Below are 21,111 nucleotides of genomic sequence, written 5' to 3' on the forward strand. Positions count from 1 at the left end.
GCTCGGTCCCTCGTTCCTCGGGACCTGCGCGCGTTCTCCCTTTCGACAGCCGCGCGCCCTTCGGCTCACTCGCCGCTGGTGGGCGCCCCGGTGGGGGTCCCCCCGGCGAAGCCAGGGGGAGAACCGAGTCCCCAAATAATCAGAAGCCCCTGGTGCGCTTGGCTGCGCGGCGGGCTGCCGCCGCGCCCGGGGCCTGCATGAAGAGGCGGGCCAGCTCGCCTCCCAGGTTCACCCCGATCGCGATCGCCAGGGCCAGGGCCGCGGCCTTCGCCAGGGAGGTGAAGCCCTGGTCCAGGTTGTTCTGGGCGATCGCCAGGACTCCGAAGTAGGTCGCGGAACCGGGCAGCAGCGGCCCGATCGCCGCCGTCACGTACGGCAGGGACGACGTGTGCTGGTAGCGGGCGATCAGCTGCCCGAACAGACCCACAAGCCCGGCCGCCACCGCCGTCGCCATCACCGCCGACGCGCCCGCCGTCACCGCGATCGACGCGTAGATCACCCACGCGACTCCGCCGTTCAGCGTCACGAACAGCACGGTCTCCCGCGACTGCTGCAACAGGATCGCGAACGTCGCGCACAGCACCATCGACGCGAGGATCTGCACCACCGGCCGTTCGACCGGGTTCAGCACACCCTCGGGGTTCAGCTCGGCGTCGAACTGCACGGCCACGTACAGCACCGACAGCACGCCGACGACGATCGCGACGAAGAAGTACCCGACCTCCAGGAGGCGGGCCGAAGCCGTGATGTAGAAGCCGGTCAGACCGTCCTGCACGGCCGCCACGAGCGCCCGCCCGGGGATCAGCGCGAACAGCCCACCGGTGATCACCGCCGACGGCCGCAGGTCCGCGTGCAGCAGCGTCAGCAGCACCCCCATCGCCGCCGGCGGCATCGCCGCCACCAGGAACTGGTAGAACTCCGGCAGCCCGCGCCCCGCGCACAGCCACGCCAGCCGGTCGCCGAGCACCGCGCCGAGCGCCGCCACGAAGAAGACCGTCGCCCCGCCGCCCAGCAGCACCGACGCCGCGCCCGCCAGCACACCCGCCGCACCCGTCAGCACCCAGCCGGGGTACGGATGCCGGTTCCGCCGGATCTCCGCCAGTCGCCGGTACGCCTCCTCCGGTGTGACCTCGTGCGCCTCCGCGTTGATGTCCGCGAGCAGCTGGTACACCGCCGCGAGCCGGGTGTAGTCGGTGCCCCGCCGCCGTACCGTCCGGTTCGCCGTGACCGGATCGTCCACCAGCGACGGCTGGTACGTGACCGACAGCAGGGTGAACGTCACGGTCGGCTCGCAGCGGTCCAGACCGTACGAGCGGCAGATCGCGAACATCGCCGCCTCGACGTCCTCCGCACCCTCACCGCCCGCCAGCAGCAGCTCCCCGATACGCAGGGCGAGGTCCAGTACGCGCGCCACCGGAGGACCGCTCTCGTCCTCCTTGCGCAGCGCCTCCGGCACGGGCCGGTCGCCGACCGGCAGCCGCAGCATGGTCCGCATCCGGTCCTGCCAGGGCGCGTCCTTGGACAGCTTCACCAGCGGTATGCCGTGCGCGGGCGTGAAAGCCGGCGGCGAGTGCTTGGCGGCGTACGTCGACGGCGGCGCGAACGCCGACCCCTCGTGCTCGGTCGACGGCTCCGTCGCGAGACCTTCGGGAACGGCGAACTCGGAGGTCGGATGCTCCTCCTCCGGCACCACCGGCTGCTCGACCCCGGCCGGCGGGGTGAAGGCGCTGCGCGCCTCGTCCGACTGCGGCTTGCGGTCCTCCAGGCCGTCAGGCTCCGCCACTACTGTTCCCGCCTTCGTTCCCATTCGCCCCTTCTGCCCAGTATGGGCATGGGCATACGGCGTTACGCGAGACGGGCGGCGCACCCGGAGGTGCACCGCCCGTCACGTCGTCGACGTGGCCCCACTCAGTGGGCGCCGCCCTGCGCCTCCAGGCGCTTGTAGGAGGCCTCGATCTCGGCCTCGGCCTCGGCGCGGCCGACCCAGTTGGCGCCCTCGACCGACTTGCCGGGCTCCAGGTCCTTGTAGACCTCGAAGAAGTGCTGGATCTCCAGGCGGTCGAACTCCGACACGTGGTGGATGTCGCGCAGGTGCTCGACGCGCGGGTCCGAGGCGGGGACGCACAGCAGCTTGTCGTCGCCGCCGGCCTCGTCCGTCATACGGAACATGCCGATGGCACGGCACTTGATGAGGCAGCCGGGGAAGGTCGGCTCGTCCAGGATGACCAGCGCGTCCAGCGGGTCACCGTCCTCGCCGAGGGTGTTCTCGACGAAGCCGTAGTCGGCCGGGTAGCTGGTCGAGGTGAAGAGGCGGCGGTCCAGGCGGATGCGACCGGTCTCGTGGTCGACCTCGTACTTGTTCCGCGACCCCTTCGGGATCTCGATGGTGACGTCGAACTCCACGGGTGGCTCCTCCTGAATCAACACATGTGAATGCCTGCGGCAACGCGCAGTGGTTAAGTGTCCCTCACGCCTGTGTGTGATCGCGAAAGGGGCTGGTCAGCTGTGCCGGAGCCGAGGACTTGGCAGCTCACGGCGTGCTCTGCGGTACTCGGTCTGGCCCTGGCCGCCGGAGCGGTGGCCGCCGCCGGCCCGTGGGACAACGGTCAGCGTAAGGCCGAGCGGACCAGGGCAGCCGCCACGGCCCCCACAGGTGGCGCACATCACGCGGGACCGCCCGCCGCCGCGACCCCCGCCCCCGCCCCCAGCGCGGCCGGAGTCCTCCGCGCCCTCCGCGCCCCCGCCGGCACCCGACCGGGTGACCTCGCCCCCGTCCTGGCCCCGCTCCTCGCCGACCCCGGCCTCGGCCCCCTGCGCACCGCGTCCGTCATCGACACGGCCACCGGCCGGCAGCTGTACGGCCAGGGCGCCACGACCCCCATGACCCCGGCCTCCACCATCAAGATCGCCACGACGGTCGCCGCGCTCTCCGCACTCGGCCCCGACCACCGCATCCCCACCACGGTCACCGCCACCCCGGACGCCCGCACCGTGACCCTGACCGGCGGTGGCGACCCCACCCTCGACCGCGCCCGGCTGGGGACCCTGGCCACCGGCACCGCCCGCGCCCTCAAAGGCCGTGGCCTCACCGCCGTACGGGTGACCTACGACACGAGCCTCTACCAGGGCCCCGTCCGCCACCCCATCGGCCGCAACGACAACATCGCCCCCGTCACCCCCCTCATGCTCGACGCGGGCCGCCTGGACAACTCCCGCAGCGGCCGCGCCCCGCGCAGCGACGACCCCGCCAAGGCCGCCGCCACCGCCTTCGCCGAACTCCTCACCGGCGCCGGCGTCACCGTCCAGGGCGCACCCGCCCCCGGCCGCGCCCCCGCCACCACCCCCCTCGCCCGTACCCACTCCGCACCCCTCGCCGCCCTCGTCGAGCGGACCCTGACCCACAGCGACAACGACCTCGCCGAAGCCCTCGCCCGCCAGACCGCCCTCGCCCGCAAGCAGCCCGCGAGCTTCGACGGCGCCGGCCGGGCCGTACGGGCGGAGCTGGCCGCGCTCGGCCTGCCGATCGCCGGAGCCCGGTTCGCCGACGGCAGCGGACTCTCCCGCGCCGACCGCGTCTCCGCCGCCCTCCTCACCGCCCTGCTCACCCGCGCGGCCGACCCCGCCCGGCCCGCCCTGCGGCCCGTTCTCACCGGACTGCCCGTCGGCGGCTTCAGCGGCACCCTCGAAGAGCGCTTCGACACCGGCCCCGCCACCACCGGAGCCGGCCTCGTCCGCGCCAAGACCGGCACCCTCAACGGCGTCGACACCCTCGCCGGAACCGTCGTCACCGCCGACGGACGGCTGCTCGCCTTCGCCTTCCTGGCCGGCCGGACCCCCTCCCCGTACACCGCGCGGCCCGCCCTCGACCGGCTCTCAGCCGCCCTCGCCCCGCCCGCCGGACACCTGCCGACCGGCGCCGACCGGCCCTGACCCCGCACCCAAGCCGTACGCGCGGAACCGGCGCCGATCAGACGCCGAGAACGTACGGTTGACGCATGACGAGCATCGGTGGTGCCGAGATGGTCGACTGGAATCTCGCGGTCGCGACCGCGATCCGCCTGGTCAAACCGGGCCCGGAGGTGAGCCGCGAGGAGGCCCGGGAAGTCGTCGCCGAGCTGCGCCGGCACGCCAAGGCGTCCGAGGAGCACGTCAGAGCCTTCACCCGGATGATCCCCGAGGGCCACGAGCCACGGGACACCCCCGTCCTCGTCGTCGACCGCGCCGGGTGGATCAGGGCCAACGTCGCCGGCTTCCGCGAACTGCTCTCCCCCCTCCTCGACAAGATGCGGGAACGCCGCTCGAACACCCCCGGCGGCGCCGTGTTCGGAGCCGTCGGCGGCAAGGTCACCGGCGTGGAACTCGGCATGCTGCTCTCCTTCCTCGCCTCCCGCATCCTCGGCCAGTACGAGACCTTCGCCCCCGCCACCCGAGACCTCCCGGCGGGGGAGGACGGCGGCGGACGCCTCCTGCTCGTCGCCCCCAACATCGTCCACGTCGAACGCGAACTCGCCGTCTCCCCACACGACTTCCGGCTCTGGGTCAGCCTCCACGAAGAGACCCACCGCACCCAGTTCACCGCCGTGCCCTGGCTGCGCGACCACCTGAAGGGCGAGATCCAGTCATTCCTCGCCGCCACCGACGTGGAACCCTCCACCGTCGTGGAGCGCCTCCGCGAAGCCGCCCAGGCCCTGGCCGGCGGCCGCCCCGAAGGCGAGGAGGGCGAGCCCGCCCCCTCCCTCGTCGAACTCGTCCAGACCCCCGAGCAGCGCGAGATCCTCGGCCGGCTCACCGCCGTCATGTCCCTCCTCGAAGGCCACGCCGACTACGTCATGGACGGAGTCGGACCCCAGGTCGTGCCCTCCGTCGCCGAGATCCGCGAGAAGTTCCAGCAGCGCCGGGCGCGCGGCGCCTCCCGCCTCGACCTGGCCCTGCGCAAGCTCCTCGGCCTCGACGCCAAGCTCCGCCAGTACCGCGACGGAGAGCGTTTCGTACGAGCCGTCGTCGACCAGGTCGGCATGGACGGCTTCAACCGCGTGTGGACCTCCCCCAACACGCTCCCGACCAAGGCCGAGATCGCCACACCGGCCGACTGGGTGGCGCGAGTGCACCGTAAGGCAGACTCGTGAGACGGATGCGACGCACGACAGGAGGAGACGGTCCCCATCACCCATACGAGGGACCGTAGGCAAGGGGTGGGGCGTGCAATGCTCGGGTAACGGCCAGGTTCTGTCACCATCGACGCACTCTGAGTGACCGAACCCCCTCTTCCGACCGTTAACACTCCGACCGAGGCACCCCACTCCTTCACGAAGGGCACCGGACATGGGTCCCCATCCTGCGGTCGCGGCGATACGCCTGGCGGTCCGCCGCGTACTCCACGACGTTCTCACCGAGCACCACACCCGCGCCGAGCACACCGGCGGCCAGCCGGACCGGAACGGCCGGCCCCCCGGCACCGCCCCGGACCGCCCGCTGGTCCTCGTCGCGTGCTCCGGAGGCGCCGACTCCATGGCGCTCGCCTCCGCGCTCGCCTTCGAATCCCGCAAACTCGCCGTCCGCGCCGGCGGCATCACCGTCGACCACGGCCTCCAGGACGGCTCCGACCTCCGCGCCACCGAGGTCGCCGGCCGCATGGCCGCACTCGGCCTCGGCCCCGTCGAGACCGTCGCCGTCACCGTCGGCCGCGAAGGAGGACCCGAGGCCGCCGCCCGCGACGCCCGCTACGCCGCCCTCGACGCCGCCGCCGAACGCCACGGCGCCACCGCCATCCTGCTCGGCCACACCCGCGACGACCAGGCGGAAACCGTCCTCCTCGGCCTCGCCCGCGGCTCCGGCATCCGCTCCCTCTCCGGCATGGCCGCCGTCTCCGGCGCCGCCGGACGCTACCGCCGCCCCTTCCTGGAGCTCGACCGGCAGACCGTCCGCAAGGCCTGCGTCGCCCAGGAACTCGCCGTCTGGGACGACCCGCACAACGCCGACCCGGCCTACACCCGCTCCCGCCTCCGCCACGAGGGCCTGCCCGCCCTGGAGAAGGCCCTCGGCAAAGGCGTCGTCGAAGCACTCGCCCGCACGGCCAGACTCTCCCGCGACGACGCCGACGCCCTCGACTCCTGGGCCGCCGACGCGGAAGCCGCCGTACGCGACGAAGCCGGCCGGCTCGAATGCGCCAAACTCTTCGGACTCCCACCCGCCGTCCGCCGCCGCGTCCTGCGCCGCGCCGTCATCGCCGAAGGGGCACCCGCCGGCTCCCTCTTCGCCCGCCACATCGAGGAGGTCGACCGGCTCATCACCGGCTGGCGCGGCCAAGGAGCCATCAATCTGCCCGGCCGCGTCGAGGCGCGACGCCAGGGTGGCAGACTGGTCATTCGGCAAGGCTGACGCACGCTGCAACGAAAGTGACCCGGGTGAACGAGAAGGACATGGGCACCGACCTCCAGTCGGTGCTCATCACCAAGGAAGAGATCGACGCCAAGCTGGCCGAGCTGGCCGCGAAGATCGACGCGGAGTACGCGGGCAAGGACCTGCTCATCGTCGGAGTCCTCAAGGGCGCCGTGATGGTGATGGCGGACCTGGCGCGCGCGCTGTCCACCCCCGTCACCATGGACTGGATGGCCGTCTCCTCCTACGGCGCCGGCACCCAGTCCTCCGGCGTCGTCCGGATCCTCAAGGACCTCGACACCGACATCAAGGGCAAGCACGTCCTGATCGTCGAGGACATCATCGACTCCGGACTGACCCTCTCCTGGCTCCTCTCCAACCTCGGCTCGCGCGAGCCGGCCTCCCTGGAGGTCTGCACGCTCCTGCGCAAGCCGGACGCCGCGAAGGTCGCCATCGACGTGAAGTGGATCGGATTCGACATCCCGAACGAGTTCGTCGTCGGCTACGGCCTCGACTACGCCGAGAAGTACCGCAACCTCCCCTTCGTCGGCACCCTCGCGCCGCACGTGTACGGAGGCTGACCCAGGGGAACCCGTACCGCCTTCCCACCGTTGGAGGAAGGGAAGGCGGTCGCGGGTGACAATGCTGGGGTACCGTCCGAAGAACAGCTTTTTCTCATAGCAGCATTTACCTACGGGCAGGAGGGACGGAGCGTTCTCGCTCCGTATGGATGGACGTGAAGCGATACTTCCGTGGGCCGGTCATGTGGATCGTGCTGGCCGTCCTCGCCGTGGTCGTGCTGATGCAGGTCGTCGGCTCGTCCGAGGGCTACAAGACGGTGGACACCAGCAGGGTCGTCCAGGCGATCAATGACAAGCAGGCCGACCAGGTCAAACTGACGACCGGCGACGAGCAGGTCATCAAGGTCGAGCTCAAGAAGGGCGCCGACAAGGACAAGTACGGCGGCAGCACCAAGATCCAGGCCAGCTACATCGGTGACCAGGGCGCCAACCTGACCACCGAACTCCAGAACCAGGCCTCGTCCGGCGCGCTGGACAAGGGCTACACGGTCTCCCCGGAGCGGCAGAGCCCGTTCCTGTCCGTGCTGCTCTCGCTGCTCCCCTTCGTCCTCATCGTCGTCGTCTTCCTGTTCCTGATGAACCAGATGCAGGGCGGCGGCTCCCGAGTCATGAACTTCGGGAAGTCCAAGGCCAAGCTCATCACCAAGGACACCCCCAAGACGACCTTCGCCGACGTGGCGGGGGCCGACGAGGCCGTCGAGGAACTCCACGAGATCAAGGAATTCCTCCAGGAACCGGCGAAGTTCCAGGCCGTCGGCGCCAAGATCCCCAAGGGTGTGCTCCTCTACGGCCCGCCCGGAACCGGCAAGACCCTCCTGGCGCGCGCCGTCGCGGGCGAGGCAGGCGTGCCGTTCTACTCGATCTCCGGCTCCGACTTCGTCGAGATGTTCGTCGGTGTCGGCGCCTCCCGGGTCCGCGACCTCTTCGAACAGGCCAAGGCCAACGCCCCCGCGATCGTCTTCGTCGACGAGATCGACGCCGTCGGACGCCACCGCGGCGCCGGCCTCGGCGGCGGCCACGACGAACGCGAGCAGACCCTCAACCAGCTCCTCGTCGAGATGGACGGCTTCGACGTGAAGGGCGGCGTCATCCTGATCGCCGCCACCAACCGGCCCGACATCCTCGACCCGGCGCTCCTGCGCCCCGGCCGCTTCGACCGGCAGATCGCCGTCGACCGCCCGGACATGCAGGGCCGCCTGGAGATCCTCAAGGTCCACCAGAAGGGCAAGCCGGTCGCCCCGGACGTCGACCTCGGCGCCGTCGCCCGCCGCACGCCCGGCTTCACCGGTGCCGACCTCTCCAACGTCCTCAACGAGGCGGCGCTCCTGACCGCCCGCTCGGACAAGAAGCTGATCGACAACCACTCCCTGGACGAGGCGATCGACCGCGTGGTCGCGGGCCCGCAGAAGCGGACCCGGATCATGTCCGACAAGGAGAAGAAGATCACCGCGTACCACGAGGGCGGCCACGCCCTGGTCGCGGCGGCCTCACCGAACTCCGACCCCGTCCACAAGATCACCATCCTGTCCCGAGGCCGGGCCCTGGGCTACACCATGGTGCTCCCGGAAGAGGACAAGTACTCGACCACCCGCAACGAGATGCTCGACCAGCTCGCCTACATGCTGGGCGGGCGCGCGGCCGAGGAACTCGTCTTCCACGACCCGACCACGGGCGCGGCGAACGACATCGAGAAGGCCACGGCCACCGCACGCGCGATGGTCACGCAGTACGGCATGACCGAGCGGCTCGGGGCGATCAAGTTCGGCGGCGACAACACCGAACCGTTCCTCGGCCGGGAGATGGCGCACCAGCGCGACTACTCCGAAGAGGTCGCCGCACTGGTCGACGAAGAGGTCAAGAAGCTCATCGAGACCGCGCACAACGAGGCGTGGGAGATCCTCGTCGAGAACCGTGATGTCCTCGACAACCTGGTCCTGAAACTCCTGGAGAAGGAGACGCTGGGCAAGGAGGAGATCGCCGAGATCTTCGCCCCGATCGTCAAGCGCCCGGCCCGCCCCGCGTGGACCGGCTCCTCCCGCCGTACGCCCTCGACACGCCCGCCGGTGCTCTCCCCCAAGGAGCTGGCACTGACCAACGGCGTGAACAGCACGAACGGCGGCCCGACGGTCGACACCGCCAAGACGCCGGCCTCCGGCATCGAGGTGGCCCCGGAGGAGACCCCGGAGGTCTGACCCGGAATGGAAGCCGCGCCCCCGCAGGTTCTAGCCTGTGGGGGCGCGGTGTTTTTCGCGTACCACGGTTCAGATGGAACGAGGCACAGATGATCGACCCGGTGACGCTGGACGGCGAGGGCAAGATCGGCGACTTCGACGAGAAGCGCGCCGAGAACGCCGTACGAGAGCTCCTCATCGCGGTCGGTGAGGACCCGGACCGCGAGGGGCTGCGGGAGACGCCGGCGCGGGTGGCGCGGGCGTACAGGGAGCTGTTCGCGGGGCTGTGGATGAAGCCCGAGGACGTGTTGACGACGACGTTCGACCTGGGGCACGACGAACTGGTGCTCGTGAAGGACATTGAACTGACTAGTCAGTGCGAACATCATTTGCTGCCATTCCATGGCGTAGCTCACATTGGTTACATTCCGGCCGAAACGGGCAAGATAACGGGCCTCTCCAAGTTGGCGCGCCTCGTCGATGTCTTCGCCCGCCGTCCGCAGGTGCAGGAGCGCCTCACAACGCAGATCGCCGATTCGCTCATGGAGATCCTTGAGGCGCGGGGCGCGATCGTCGTGATCGAGGCCGAACACATGTGTATGTCGCTGCGTGGTATCCGCAAGCCGGGCGCGAAGACGACGACCTCGGCGGTACGTGGTCAACTTCGTGACGCTTCTACACGCGCTGAGGCTATGTCCCTGATATTGGCCCGTTAGTAGCGAGCTGTCCGCCTTGCTCCATACCGTCCCCGATCAGTGAACTTGATCGCTGATCAAGGGGGATTGGTATGGGGTACGGGCTTTCCAGCAAGATGCCGGTGAATCTGGCATCCCACCTTCCTGGTGAACGGGCATCCGGTTCGCGAGGCCCGTCAGGCCACCGGGGCCGTGCCCTTGCCGTTCTCCTCGTCGTCGGGGAGCTTGCAGACGCGTTCCAGGAAGAGGGCCGCCGCGATCACGCCGATGCCCGCCAGGACCGAGAAGCCGGCGTAGATCGCCTGGTCGCGGCGGGCGGGGATGTCCAGGGAGCCGAGCAGGAAGACGCCCGCGCCGCCGTACATGCCGGAGACCAGCGCCGCCACCAGGGCGCTGGCCTGGCCGAAGACCACCGCGCGGGCCGCCATCAGGGGTTCGACGCCCTTCGCGCCGGGGCGGCGTTCGCGCTGGGCCTTGAGGCGGGAGCGCAGGGAGAGGGCCGTCGCGGTCAGGACGGCGGCGATCGCCGCGAGGACGATCGGGGCGGCCAGCGGCACGCTCGGCAGGGTGCCCACCGAGTCCCAGAGCCGCGCGCCGCCCCAGGCCAGGATGCCCGCCACGGCGAACAGCCCGGTGAGCACCTTGAGCCGCAGTTGTTTCACCGGGTGTCCTTCGTCGTCGCGGGCGTCGATCTGGTCGATCTCGATCTCTGACGAGAGTAACGACTACTCGGGCAGACGCAGTTCCAGGTCGGTGCGCGGCACGACGCCGGCGCCGCCGAGGGCGGTGAGGAGTTCGGCCACCGCGCCGTGGCCGGGCAGCTGGGCCTCGGGGTCCACGTCGCGCCAGGGGGCGAGGACGAAGGCGCGCTGGTGGGCGCGGGGGTGGGGGAGGGTGAGGACGGGGTCGTCGGAGACCACGTCGGCGTAGGCCACGATGTCGACGTCGATGGTGCGGGCGCCCCAGCGCTCCTCGCGGACCCGGTGGAAGGCCTCCTCGACGGCGTGCGCCCGCTCCAGCAGGGAGGAGGGCGGCAGGGTGGTCTTCACCAGGGCGACGGCGTTGAGGTACGAGGGCTGGGAGCCGGGCTCGACGCCCCAGGGCTCCGTCTCGTACACGGAGGAGACGGCCTTGACCCGGAGGCCCGGGGTGTCCTCCAGGGCGTCGATGGCGCCCTGGAGGGTCTCCATGCGGTTGCCGAGGTTGGAGCCGAGGGCGATGACGGCCCACTTGGGGTTGGAGAGTGTCACGTCGGCGGCGTCGACGGCTTCGACGACGGAGGCGGGTACGGGCTGCACGGTGGGGTCGCTGTGCGTGGCTTTCATACTCGGCTCCGGGTGATGGTGATGGTGACGTCGTCGAAGGGGACCGTGATGGGTGCGTCGGGCTTGTGGACGCACACCTCGACCTCCTGGACGCCGGCGTGCTTGAGGCACTGCTGGGCGATCCGTTCGGCGAGCGTCTCGATGAGGTCCACCGGCTCGCCCTGGACCACGTCCACGACTTCCTCCGCGACGACGCCGTAGTGCACGGTCTTCGTCAGGTCGTCGTCGGCGGCCGCGGGGCGGGTGTCCAGGCCGAGGACGAGGTCCACGATGAAGGTCTGGCCTTCCTCGCGCTCCTTGGGGAAGACGCCGTGGTGTCCTCGGGCCTTGAGGCCGCGCAGCGCGACACGATCCACGCGAATCACTCCTGCTGTCGTAGTTCTCGGGCCACGCAGCCGGGTGCGGACGGCCGGGTGTCCACCATCGAATCTACCTGCGGGCACCGACAGCGTGTGCCCACGGGGGCAGCGGGCGAGGGCCGCAGGGGCTGGTAGCGGTCCCTACCCCGAGGGTGGGATCCCAACCGCGTGGATCACCCGGAAGGGCCAGGGACCCGTCAGGCGCCTGGCTCCTCGTCGTCTTCGTCGTCGGCTTCGGCGAGGACCGGGGAGCCGTGGTGGGACCAGATCTTCCAGCCGTCGAATGTGCGGCGGAACACATTGGTGGCGACCACCAGCTGGCCCACGAGCGGGCCGAGTTCGGCGCCGTCCTCGGCGGGGCCGCCGCTGAGGATGTTCTCGGTGCAGGTGACGACGGCCACGTCGCCGCCGAGGGAGACCTTGACGTCGGTGAGGAAGAACTGGATGTACTCGGTGTTCGCCATGATCAGGGCGTACGAGCGGAGTACCTCGCCGCGGCCGGAGAGGACGGGCCAGCCGGGGTGGACGCAGGAGATGGGGGTGGCGCCGTCGTCGAGCCAGAGGGTGGAGACCTCTTCGAAGTCGCCGCGCTCCATCGCTTCGTAGAAGGCGGTGTTGGCGGCCTCGACCGCTTCGGTGTCGGTCCGGTGGGTCACGCGGCTCCCTCGACGGCTCTGGCGACTCGGACGGCGTCGGCGGTGGCCCTGACCTCGTGGACGCGGACGGCCCAGGCGCCTTCGTGGGCGGCGATGGCGGAGACGGCGGCGGTGGCGGCGTCGCGTTCGCGGGCGGGCGGCGGGGCGGCGCCCTCGCGGGCGAGGACATGGCCGAGGAAGCGCTTGCGGGAGGCGGCCACGAGGAGCGGCCGGCCCAGTGCGCGCAGCTGGGGCAGGTGGGCGACGAGGGCGAGGTCGTGCGGGGCCCGCTTGGCGAAGCCGAGCCCGGGGTCGATGACGATGCGCTCGGGGGCGATGCCGCCGTCGACGACCGCGTCCATGCGGCGGCGGAGTTCGGTGACGACCTCGGCGACGACGTCGTCGTAGACGGCGAGGCGGTTCATGTCCTGGCTGAAGCCGCGCCAGTGCATGACGACGAAGGGGACCTCGGCGGCGGCGACGGTGGGGACCATCTCGGGGTCGGCGAGGCCGCCGCTGACGTCGTTGACGAGTGCGGCGCCCGCGGCGACGGCGGCGCGGGCGACGGAGGCGCGCATGGTGTCGACGGAGACGGTGACGCCTTCGGCGGCGAGGCCGCGGACGACGGGGACGACGCGGCGCAGCTCCTCGTCCTCGTCGACCCGGCTGGCGCCGGGCCGGGTGGATTCGCCGCCGACGTCGACGAGGTCGGCGCCTTCGGCGACGAGGTCGAGCCCGTGTTTGACGGCGGCCGTGGTGTCGAACCAGCGGCCGCCGTCGGAGAAGGAGTCCGGCGTCACGTTGACGACGCCCATGACCGCGCAGCGATCCCACTCCGGCAGGCCCCAGGCCGTGCCCCGTCCGCTCAACGTACTCATACGACCAGCCTAGGGGGTGTCTCGCCGATGTCGCCGGGCGCGCGGCCAGTGCTCGGGGGCCGGGTCAGGCCGCGCGGACCTCGTGTTCGGTCGGTGAGGGGACGATGTGGGCGCAGGGGCGGGCGGTGCCGGTGGTGCGGCGGCGGGTGAAGGGGCGGGGCAGGTCGAGGTTGACGAAGCCTTCGGCCTGCATGGCGGCGAAGCCGATGCGGGGCAGGTCGCGGCTCTTGCGGTAGACGACGAAGCGGGGTTCCCAGCGGGGCTGGAACTTGGCGTTGAACTTGTAGAGGGACTCGATCTGGAACCAGCGGGAGAGGAAGACGAGGAGGCCGCGCCAGACGCGCAGGACGGGGCCGGCGCCGATCTTCTCGCCGCGGGCGAGGGCCGCTCGGAACATGGCGAAGTTGAGGGAGACGCGGGTGATGCCCAGGCGGGGGGATTCCTGGAGGGCGGCGACGATGAGGAGCTCGTTCATGCCGGGGTCGGCGGAGCGGTCGCGGCGCATGAGTTCCAGGGACATGCCGTCGGGGCCCCAGGGGACGAAGTGGATGATCGCCTTCAGGTCGCCGTAGGAGGAGTCGGGATCGTCCTTGTGGGCGGTGGCTATGACGGCGTCGCCGTCGCCGGGGTCACCGATGCGGCCGAGGGCCATGGAGAAGCCGCGTTCGGTGTCGGTGCCGCGCCAGTCGGCGGCGGCGCGGCGTACGTGTTCGAGTTCGGCGTCGGAGAGGTCACGGACGCGTCGGACCTTGGTGGTGTAGCCGTTGCGTTCGATGCGCTTGACCATCTGGCGCACGTTGCGCATGGCGCGCCCGGAGAGGGAGAAATCCGCGACGTCCACCACCGCCTCGTCGCCCAGTTCGAGGGCGTCGAGGCCGGTCTCGCGGGTCCAGACCTGGCCGCCGGTCTCGGAGCAGCCCATGACGGCGGGGGTCCAGGAGTGGGCTTTGGCCTCGTCCATGAAGCGTTCGATGGCGCCGGGCCAGGCTTCGACGTCGCCGATGGGGTCGCCGCTGGCGAGCATGACGCCGGAGACGACGCGGTAGCAGACGGCGGCCTTGCCGCTGGGGGAGAAGACGACTCCCTTGTCGCGGCGGAGGGCGAAGTGGCCGAGGGAGTCGCGGGCGCCGTGCTTGTCGAGCAGGGCGCGGAGCCTGGTCTCGTCGTCCTGGGTGAGCCGGGCGGTGGGGTGTTCGGGGCGGAAGGCGAGGTAGACGGTGGTGAGGGCGGTCAGCATGCCGAGGGCGCCCAGGGAGTAGCCGACGGTCCAGTCGACGTCACCGGTGTAGCGGACGGGGCCTTCGAAGCCGAAGAGTCCGTACAGGACGTGTTCCAGGCGGTCGGTGAGGCCGGGGCCGCCGACGATGCGGCGCGGGTGGGCGCTGACGATGACCAGGCCGAGCGCGATGGATCCGGCGCCCATGAGGACGAAGTTGGCGAGGGCCTTCCAGCGGCTGCGGGGGTCGGGCAGGGCGGCGAACTCGCCGCGGTGGCGCAGCAGGAGGGCGAGCAGTGCGAGGGAGAGCAGGACGCCGACGATCGAGTGGCGCCAGACGAACTGGGCGACGGCGCCGAGCGGCAGGAGGACGACGGCGGCCCGCCAGGCGCGGCGCTTGTGGCGCTTGAGGCCGTGGGCGAGGAGCAGGAGCAGGACGCCGGCGCTGAGGGAGAGGGCGGCGGACAGTGGTCCGAGGGTGCCGGGCAGGACTTCGGCGACGGCGTGCATCCGGCTGGCGCGGAAGCGCGGGAAGACGCCCGCGGCGATGTCGATCAGGCCGATGAGGGTGCAGGCCGTGCCGACGAGCGAGGGGACCTTCTCCGGTCGCGGTCCGCGCAGAATCCGGCGTACCCGATCCGGAACCGATCGTGATTTGTCCCCATCTACCGTGACAGACATCGCTTCCCGTGCTTCCCGTGATCCGCATCCGCGAGAGATTCTTGGTCCGGCGGCCGCGCGGGTGGTCAGGAGCGGGCCGTGTACCGGAGGTTGTGCGCCCTCTAGGACGGTCCCGCGGGGGAGCGGGTTCATTCGCTCACAGGAAATTCTCGAGGAAGAAAGTTCGATCACCACATGGGTCTCACCAGCAACAATGTTCTGGCGCTCGCCGTCGCGCTGGCTGTGGTGCTGTTCGCCGCCACCGTCTGGCTGTGGCCGCGGCTCGCACGCGGGGGCTGGCGGGCCGTCCTGGGCCGGATCGGCCTGCTGCTCGCGACCCAGCTCGCGCTGTTCGCCTCGGTCGGCCTGGCGGCGAACAACTCCTTCCTGTTCTACGGCTCCTGGGCCGATCTGTTCGGGCAGGAGCAGGACCTGGGGGTGGTCGTCGACCACTCGGCCGGTTCCAAGGACATCAAGGTCGTCGGCACACAGGCGCTCGACGTACCCGGCGGCGGCAAGCCCTCGGTCGGCGGACAGATCCAGAAGATCGTCGTCGCCGGCGAGAAGTCGGGGATCGACTCCCCGGCGTACGTGTATCTGCCGCCGGAGTACTTCCAGGAGGCGTACGCGAAGAGCACCTTTCCCGCCTCGGTGGTGCTGACCGGCTACCCCGGTACGGCCGAGAACCTGCTCAAGGGCCTGAAGTACCCGAAGACGGCTTTCCTGCAGGTCAAGGCGGGGAAGATGCGGCCGATGATCCTGGTGATGCTGCGCCCAACGGTGGCGCCGCCCCGGGACACCGAGTGCGTGGACGTGCCCGGCGGCCCGCAGACCGAGACGTTCTTCGCGGAGGACCTGCCGAAGGCGGTCTCGGAGACGTACCGGGTGGGGACGAAGGCCCGGAACTGGGGGTTCATGGGGAACTCGACCGGCGGCTACTGCGCGCTGAAGATCGCCCTGCACCATCCGGACCGGTTCGCGGCGGGCGCGGGCTTCTCCGCGTACTACAAGGCCGCCGAGGACGTGACGACCGGTGATCTCTTCCACGGCGACGGGAAGGCGCGCAAGCGGGCCGATCTGCTGTGGAGCCTGGACCACGCCCCGCGGGGGAAGTCGTCGTTCCTGGTGACCACCTCGAAGCAGGGCGAGGGCAATCTGAAGGGGACGCTCGCGTTCATCGAGAAGGTGAAGGCCCCGGCGCGGGTCTCCTCGATCACGCTCGACAGCGGCGGGCACAACTTCAACACCTGGAACCGGGAGATCCCGCCGGGCCTGGTGTGGATGAGCGGGCGGCTCAGCGCGAACTGACCTTGTCCGCAGAGGGCTCGGCGTCCGTGGGGGCCGGTTCCGGACGGGCCCGGCGCAGGGCCCGGTGGACGCCGTCAGGGGTCAGCACGCCCGCGTACCGTCCGCCGGCCTTCGGGTCGATGACGGGGAGCCAGCCGGTGTCGTCCTGGAGGAGCGCCGCCAGCGCCTCCCGCAGGGAGGTGCCGAGCGGGACGGGAGCGGGCGTCGGCCGGGTGTCCCCGGGCCGCCCGGCCAGGACCCAGCCCCCCGGCCGTCCGTCGGCGTCGAGGACGACGGCCCAGGGCGCGTCGAAGCCCGCCGCCGCGCCGTCGCCCGCCCCCGCCCCGGAACCCGCCGCATGGCCGTCTCCCGTCCCCGCTACGGAACCCGTCGCCGCGCCGTCTCCCGCCCGCGCGGTCGGCGGGTGTTCGAGGTCGCCCTCCTCCACGAGGGTGACCGCGAGCCGCTTGAGACCGCGGTCCGCGCCGACGAAGTCGGCGACGTACGGGGTGGCGGGGGCGCCGAGCACGGTGGCCGGCGCGGCGAACTGCTCGATCGTTCCGTGGCCGTAGACGGCGATCCGGTCGCCGAGGCGGACGGCCTCCTCCAGGTCGTGGGTGACGAGCAGGACCGTCTTGCGGACCTGGGACTGGAGCCGCAGGAACTCGCTCTGCAGCCGTTCGCGGACCACCGGGTCGACCGCGCCGAAGGGTTCGTCCATCAGCAGGACGGGCGGGTCGGCCGCCAGCGCGCGGGCCACGCCCACACGCTGGCGCTGTCCGCCGGAGAGCTGTTCGGGATAGCGGTCGCCGTACGTGCCCGGGTCCAGACCGACCAGGTCGAGGAGTTCGGCGGCGCGGGCGCGCGCCCGGGCGCGCGGGACACCGAGGAGGTGGGGGACGGTGGCGGTGTTGTCGAGGACCGTGCGGTGCGGGAAGAGGCCGACCTGCTGGATGACGTAGCCGATGCGGCGGCGCAGCCGGACGGGGTCGACGGCGGCTATGTCCTCGCCGCCGAGGAAGATCCGCCCCTCGGTCGGCTCGATCAGCCGGTTCACCATCTTCATCGTGGTCGTCTTGCCGCAGCCCGACGGCCCGACGAGCGTGACCAGTTCGCCCTCGGCGACCTCGAAGGAGAGGTCGTCGACGGCGGTGGTGCCGTCCGCGTACCGCTTGGTCACATGCTCGAACCGGATCATGGTTCCCCATTCTGGCCCCTGTCGGCGGGCCGCGTGTGAAGGGCGTGTCGCCGGGGTGTGGCGGTCCTCGGTGATTGTCGGTGCCGGGGGCTAGGGTCGGTTGAGACATACGTTCGGGCATGCGGGTGGCCGGGGGGAGGCACATGAGCGCGTCGAGCTGTCTGGTGACGAACGACTGGATCTGCGGCGAGTATCTGCGCAGCCGCGCCCGGGAGTTGACCGACGCCACGCTCCAGCACGGGGGCATCACGCTGGTGTCCGTGCTGATCGGGCTCGCCGTCGCCTTTCCGCTGGCCCTGCTCGTGCGGGCCCGGCCACGGCTCGCCGGACCGGTCCTCGGGCTGACGACCCTGCTCTACACCATTCCCTCACTGGCCCTGTTCTCGCTGCTGCTGCCGCTCTTCGGGCTGTCGACGGCGCTGGTCGTGACCGGTCTGGTGCTGTATTCGCTGACGATTCTCGTACGGAACATCCTCGCGGGCCTGGCCGCCGTGCCGGCCGAGGCGCGGGAGGCCGCCCGGGGCATGGGGTACGGGCCGGGACGGCTGCTGTGGGAGGTCGAACTCCCCTTGTCGCTGCCGGCCTTGATGGCAGGGATACGGATGGCGACGGTCTCGACGATCGCGCTGACGACGGTCGGGTCGATCGTGGGCCGGGGCGGGCTGGGCAATCTGATCGAGGACGCGCTGCCGACCTTCTTCAAGGCGCAGGTGCTCGCCGCCTCGGTGCTGTGCGTCCTGCTCGCGGTCGCCGCCGATCTGCTGCTCCTGGGCCTCCAGCGGCTGCTCACCCCGTGGACCCGCATACGGACCGCGCCGGGGGGAGGGTGAGATGGGGGTCGTGACGGAGGCCTGGGCCTGGCTCACCACCGGCGCCAACTGGTCGGGGGACGGCGGCATAGGGCAACGGCTCGCCGAGCACGTGTATGTGAGCGGGGTCGCGCTGCTCCTGGCCTGCGCGCTCGCGCTGCCGCTCGGACTGTGGCTGGGGCACCTCGGCCGGGGCGGCGCGCTCGCCGTCAACATCTCCAACGCCGGACGGGCCGTCCCCGTCTTCGCGGTCCTGGCCCTGTTCATGGTGTCGCCGCTGCGCACCGCCGGTTCGGTGCCGACCGTGATCGCCTTGGTGCTGTTCGCGCTGCCGCCGCTGCTCACCAACGCGTACGTCGGCATTCGGGAGGTGGACCGGGCGGTGGTGGAGGCCGCGCGGGGGATGGGGATGTCCGGCGGCCAGCTCTTCCGGAAGGTCGAACTCCCCCTCGCCCGGCCGCTGGTCATGACGGGGGTGCGGTCGGCCGCCGTGCAGGTGGTCGCCACCGCGACCATCGCGGCGATGGTCGGCCAAGGGGGCCTCGGCCGGATCATCACCGCCGGATTCAACACGTACAACACACCGCAGGTGGTGGCGGGCGCGCTCCTCGTCGCCCTGCTCGCCCTCCTGGTGGAGGCCGCGCTGGTGGGGGCGGACCGGCTGCTCGGCCGGCGCGCGTGAGACGACCGAAGAAACGACTGGGATGGGATGGGTGATCTCGTGAGCTGGATCTCGCGCAGGGCGAGTGCGGTGCTGGGTGTGGCGGCGCTGACCGGCGGGCTCGCCGCGTGCGGCGGCGACAGCCTGGAGAAGGCGGGCGGCGGGGGCGCGTCGGCACCGGGCAAGGGCTCGCTGGTCGTGGGCGCCGCGGCGTTCACCGAGTCCAAGGTGCTCGCCGAGCTGTATGCCCAGGTGCTGGACGACGCCGGATACTCCGCGACCGTCACCACGGTGAAGAACCGGGAGCTGTACGAACCCTCGCTGGAGAAGGGCGAGATCGACGTCGTACCGGAATACGCGGCGACGATCGCGGAATTCCTCAATGCGAAGGCGAACGGACCGAAGGCCCCCGAGGAGAAGCCCGTCGCCTCCGGTGACGCGGCCGCCACGGTGGAGGCGCTGAAGAAGCTCGCCGAGCCGCGCGGACTGAAGGTGCTCGGGTTCGGTCGGGCCGTCGACCAGAACGCCTTCGCGGTGTCGAGGGAATTCGCCGAGAAGAACAAGCTGACGACGCTTTCCGATCTCGGCCGCGCCAAGCTGAAGGTGAAGATCGCGGCCGGTGACGAATGCGCCGTACGGCCGTTCTGCGCGCCGGGCCTGAGGAAGACGTACGGGATCGACGTCACCGGCGTCGACCCCAAGGGAGTCGGCACACCGCAGTCCAAGCAGGCGGTCAAGGACGGCGTGGCCCAGCTGGCGCTGACCACCACCACGGACGCCACGCTCGACGGCTTCGGCCTCGTCCTGCTGGCCGACGACAAGAAGCTGCAGAACGCCGACAATGTGCTGCCCGTGGTCAATGCGAAGGACGCCGGATCGCCCGGCATAGCCGCGGCCCTGGACAAGATCACAAAGGTGCTGACGACCGCCGATCTCGCCGAACTGAACCGCAAGGTGGATGGAGAGCGGGCGAAGCCCGAGGATGTGGCGAAGAGCTATCTGGAGTCGAAGGGGCTGGTCAAGAAGTGAGGGCCGGCTAAAGGGGGTCGGCGCGGCCAGGGTCGAGTACGGCGAGGGCGGGCAGAGGCGCGGTGACGACGGCGAGAAGTGGCCAAGAGATTGCGGGGCCGACCCCCCATACCGCGCCTACGCACGGTAAATTTCAGGCCATGCCACGTGGACGCCACCGCCATTCCCCTCCCCTGCACAAGCTTCTGCCGCCCTCGGCGGTCGCCGGAGCTTCGGTCGTCTGTGCCGCGGGCGCCTGGCTGCTCGCGGATCCCGTGGCGCTGCGGCTGCTCGTCGCGGCGGCCGCCGCCGCCGCGATCACCGGCGCGGTCCTCATGCGCAGTTGGGACCGGAGCGCGGGCCGCCAGGTCGCCGAGCTGACCCGGGCGCGGGCCGCGGACCAGTGGAAGACCGAGGAGCGGATAGCCGAACTCGAGTCCGACATCGAGGAGTCCCGCGAGCTTCGCGCCAAGCTCGACGCGAAGCTGCGCGCCAAGCGGGTTGAGCTCGCCGGACTGCGCGGCGAGCACGCGGAGCTGCTGCGCCGGTACGCCACGGCGGAGACCGAGCGGGCCAGTGCCCTGGAAGGCCGCAGGCAGCTCGCCCTGGAGGCGACCGCCCCGGCGAAGGCCCTGCCGGCCGCCGGATCCACGCCGACCCGGGACGCCTACCGCCAGGCGGCCCGAGCGCTGCGCGACCTCTCGCGCAACGCCGCCGCCCAGCAGGCCCGCGGAACCGTCGAAGCGGCCCGCGACCGCGACCTCGCCGAGCGCGTCCGGGAGACGGAGGAACCGCAGGGGAAGCACGCGGCGGCCGCCGGGACCGGGCACCACGCCCGCCCGTCGTCCGCCACCACCGTGCCGCCCGTGCCCGCGGTCCGGCCCGTCCCGGCCGCCGCCGCGATCGTGCCCTACGCCGCCCGCCGCCCCGCCCCGCGCCCCGAAGGGGGCTTCGACTTCTTCGGTACGCAGAAGGCGGCGGCCGCGATCGAGGCGGTCCAGGACACCGATCTCGCGGACGTCGTCGGCGAGGAGGTCCTGGCCACCGTGGCGCGGCGCGCCCCCGAGCAGCGGGCGATCGGCCAGGTCATCGACCTGACCGAGCACGACGAGACCGAGCAGCTCGACGTGGCGGAGCTGCGCGGAGCGGTCAGCTCCTAGGGCCTCTCGTTCGGATCATGCCGGGCTCGCGTGCCCTGGCACCGCTCCCCCGTAGCCCTTCGGGCACGGGAGGGGCCCCCACGCCGCGTT

The 21,111-nt window shown here is 71.3% G+C and carries 20 protein-coding genes; 11 read left to right on the forward strand and 9 right to left on the reverse strand.

The genetic code is table 11. The features are described from left to right. Positions 1-139 precede the first annotated feature (139 nt). Both ACWDX6_RS26835 and ACWDX6_RS26840 read right to left on the reverse strand, forming a co-directional pair. Complete coding sequence (locus tag ACWDX6_RS26835; protein WP_451487456.1) at positions 140-1,807, reverse strand: threonine/serine ThrE exporter family protein; 1,668 nt, start codon at positions 1,805-1,807, stop codon at positions 140-142. A 101-nt stretch (positions 1,808-1,908) separates the two neighbouring features. Then, positions 1,909-2,403 (reverse strand): inorganic diphosphatase, encoded by a 495-nt coding sequence (locus tag ACWDX6_RS26840; RefSeq protein ID WP_019888410.1) that lies wholly within the window; start codon positions 2,401-2,403, stop codon positions 1,909-1,911. Positions 2,404-2,505: 102 nt separating this feature from the next. Between ACWDX6_RS26840 and dacB the strand changes: the two genes are divergently transcribed. The 6 genes from dacB (at position 2,506) to folE (ending at position 9,846) form a co-directional block, all read left to right on the forward strand. Then, positions 2,506-3,930, forward strand: a complete 1,425-nt coding sequence (gene dacB, locus ACWDX6_RS26845) for a D-alanyl-D-alanine carboxypeptidase/D-alanyl-D-alanine endopeptidase (RefSeq protein WP_451487457.1) — start codon at positions 2,506-2,508, stop codon at positions 3,928-3,930. A 65-nt stretch (positions 3,931-3,995) separates the two neighbouring features. Continuing rightward, complete coding sequence (locus tag ACWDX6_RS26850; RefSeq protein ID WP_451487458.1) at positions 3,996-5,126, forward strand: zinc-dependent metalloprotease; 1,131 nt, start codon at positions 3,996-3,998, stop codon at positions 5,124-5,126. Between the two features lie 196 nt (positions 5,127-5,322). Continuing rightward, positions 5,323-6,378: a tRNA lysidine(34) synthetase TilS gene (tilS, locus tag ACWDX6_RS26855; RefSeq protein ID WP_451487459.1), complete on the forward strand. Its 1,056-nt coding sequence runs from the start codon at positions 5,323-5,325 to the stop codon at positions 6,376-6,378. 41 nt (positions 6,379-6,419) lie between these two features. Further along, positions 6,420-6,959 (forward strand): hypoxanthine phosphoribosyltransferase, encoded by a 540-nt coding sequence (hpt, locus tag ACWDX6_RS26860; protein WP_067161225.1) that lies wholly within the window; start codon positions 6,420-6,422, stop codon positions 6,957-6,959. Positions 6,960-7,108: 149 nt separating this feature from the next. Next, entirely contained in the window at positions 7,109-9,151 is a 2,043-nt protein-coding gene (gene ftsH / locus ACWDX6_RS26865; protein ID WP_451487460.1) for an ATP-dependent zinc metalloprotease FtsH, read from the forward strand. 89 nt (positions 9,152-9,240) lie between these two features. After that, a complete protein-coding gene (gene folE, locus ACWDX6_RS26870; protein ID WP_451487461.1) occupies positions 9,241-9,846 on the forward strand; it encodes a GTP cyclohydrolase I FolE in 606 nt (201 codons plus the stop codon). Positions 9,847-10,001: 155 nt separating this feature from the next. Here folE and ACWDX6_RS26875 read toward each other — a convergent pair whose 3' ends face one another. The 6 genes from ACWDX6_RS26875 to ACWDX6_RS26900 form a co-directional block, all read right to left on the reverse strand. Further along, complete coding sequence (locus ACWDX6_RS26875; protein WP_451487462.1) at positions 10,002-10,487, reverse strand: DUF3180 domain-containing protein; 486 nt, start codon at positions 10,485-10,487, stop codon at positions 10,002-10,004. Between the two features lie 63 nt (positions 10,488-10,550). Beyond that, positions 10,551-11,150, reverse strand: a complete 600-nt coding sequence (gene folK / locus ACWDX6_RS26880; protein ID WP_451487463.1) for a 2-amino-4-hydroxy-6-hydroxymethyldihydropteridine diphosphokinase — start codon at positions 11,148-11,150, stop codon at positions 10,551-10,553. Then, positions 11,147-11,506, reverse strand: a complete 360-nt coding sequence (gene folB / locus ACWDX6_RS26885; RefSeq protein ID WP_356888526.1) for a dihydroneopterin aldolase — start codon at positions 11,504-11,506, stop codon at positions 11,147-11,149. Before folB ends, folK begins: the two co-directional genes overlap by 4 nt. Before the next feature lie 200 nt (positions 11,507-11,706). Continuing rightward, positions 11,707-12,165, reverse strand: a complete 459-nt coding sequence (locus ACWDX6_RS26890; RefSeq protein ID WP_451487464.1) for a nuclear transport factor 2 family protein — start codon at positions 12,163-12,165, stop codon at positions 11,707-11,709. Next, positions 12,162-13,022, reverse strand: coding sequence for a dihydropteroate synthase (folP, locus tag ACWDX6_RS26895; protein ID WP_451487465.1), 861 nt, complete (start codon positions 13,020-13,022; stop codon positions 12,162-12,164). The genes ACWDX6_RS26890 and folP overlap by 4 nt, the downstream gene beginning before the upstream one ends. 64 nt (positions 13,023-13,086) lie before the next feature. Beyond that, positions 13,087-14,919 (reverse strand): phosphatidylglycerol lysyltransferase domain-containing protein, encoded by a 1,833-nt coding sequence (locus tag ACWDX6_RS26900; protein ID WP_451487466.1) that lies wholly within the window; start codon positions 14,917-14,919, stop codon positions 13,087-13,089. Between the two features lie 174 nt (positions 14,920-15,093). Here ACWDX6_RS26900 and ACWDX6_RS26905 point away from each other — a divergent pair, with 174 nt between their 5' ends. Further along, positions 15,094-16,206 (forward strand): alpha/beta hydrolase, encoded by a 1,113-nt coding sequence (locus ACWDX6_RS26905; RefSeq protein WP_451487467.1) that lies wholly within the window; start codon positions 15,094-15,096, stop codon positions 16,204-16,206. Here the strand turns inward: ACWDX6_RS26905 and ACWDX6_RS26910 are convergent. Continuing rightward, positions 16,193-17,383, reverse strand: a complete 1,191-nt coding sequence (locus ACWDX6_RS26910; protein ID WP_451487468.1) for an ABC transporter ATP-binding protein — start codon at positions 17,381-17,383, stop codon at positions 16,193-16,195. The genes ACWDX6_RS26905 and ACWDX6_RS26910 overlap by 14 nt on opposite strands. Before the next feature lie 143 nt (positions 17,384-17,526). Between ACWDX6_RS26910 and ACWDX6_RS26915 the strand changes: the two genes are divergently transcribed. The 4 genes from ACWDX6_RS26915 (at position 17,527) to ACWDX6_RS26930 (ending at position 21,021) form a co-directional block, all read left to right on the forward strand. Then, positions 17,527-18,213 carry an ABC transporter permease gene (locus ACWDX6_RS26915; RefSeq protein ID WP_451487469.1) on the forward strand — a complete coding sequence of 229 codons (687 nt, stop codon included), beginning with the start codon at positions 17,527-17,529 and terminating at the stop codon, positions 18,211-18,213. A gap of 1 nt (position 18,214) precedes the next feature. Continuing rightward, positions 18,215-18,874 (forward strand): ABC transporter permease, encoded by a 660-nt coding sequence (locus ACWDX6_RS26920; protein ID WP_451487470.1) that lies wholly within the window; start codon positions 18,215-18,217, stop codon positions 18,872-18,874. A 27-nt stretch (positions 18,875-18,901) separates the two neighbouring features. Beyond that, complete coding sequence (locus tag ACWDX6_RS26925) at positions 18,902-19,882, forward strand: ABC transporter substrate-binding protein (RefSeq protein ID WP_451487471.1); 981 nt, start codon at positions 18,902-18,904, stop codon at positions 19,880-19,882. Between the two features lie 140 nt (positions 19,883-20,022). After that, the gene (locus tag ACWDX6_RS26930) at positions 20,023-21,021 is read left to right on the forward strand and encodes a hypothetical protein (RefSeq protein ID WP_451487472.1); all 999 of its coding nucleotides are present in this window, start codon (positions 20,023-20,025) and stop codon (positions 21,019-21,021) included. The last annotated feature ends 90 nt before the right edge of the window (positions 21,022-21,111 follow it).

It is taken from the genome of Streptomyces sp. NPDC003027, assembly GCF_053591435.1.